Origin of the sequence: Nocardia sp. 852002-20019_SCH5090214, assembly GCF_001665865.1 — a bacterium.
Taxonomy (GTDB): Bacteria; Actinomycetota; Actinomycetes; order Mycobacteriales; family Mycobacteriaceae; genus Nocardia; species Nocardia nova.
The window spans coordinates 1-634 of the sequence record NZ_LZMK01000058.1 but is presented as its reverse complement, the minus strand read 5'-3'; the positions used below and the strand labels follow the sequence as shown (position 1 = coordinate 634).

The following is a 634-nucleotide window of genomic DNA, read 5'->3' as shown; positions in this document are numbered from 1 at the left end:
GTTTCGGTCCACCGACGCTGACGGAACTGTTTGTCCGGGCCCTTCTCGAATCGCGCCTCACGGCGCACGACCTCACCGGCGACCGTGCCGTCGGCGCGGGCATACGGGTAGGTCGCGGTGGTCTTCCACGCCGAAACCTGGCGACCCATCTCGGTTTTCCGCTTCACCAACGGCAGGCCGGCCGCGTCGATCGCCCGCTCGGCGCGAGTCACCTTGCGCGGCGCCAGCCGCGGCGCGGTCCGACGCTGGCCCCGAGCCCGCTCGATCGGGCTGTCGAACAGGTCTTTGACCTGCAGGTGGAGCTTGTCCAGGACGTCGCGGTCATCGCATCCGGCGAAGCACTTCACCTTCGTGCGCTGCTGGTTCGCGTCGTACTTCACCGCCAGCGACGGGTGATGCCCGGTGCCGCCGGCCTCATGGACCGGACAGCAATACTTCACCCACGACCCGGACGGCTTTCCCGGGCCGACCTCGCGTTCGAGGGCGGCGGTGATCGTCGCCCACGAACCCTGCGGTGTGGCGGTCATGACGGGAAGTCCAGGACCACTTCACCGCGCCGGGCGGGCCCGGTCAGCACCACCAGGCCGGAATCCAGCTGCGTATATGCCTGCTCCCACGCCCCCTCGACCACCAC

1 pseudogene is annotated in these 634 nt (G+C 69.2%); it reads right to left on the bottom strand.

From position 1 onward, the window contains the following. A pseudogene (locus tag A5780_RS06490) lies at window positions 1-527 on the bottom strand (hypothetical protein); the annotation flags it as partial. Window positions 528-634: the final 107 nt, after the last annotated feature.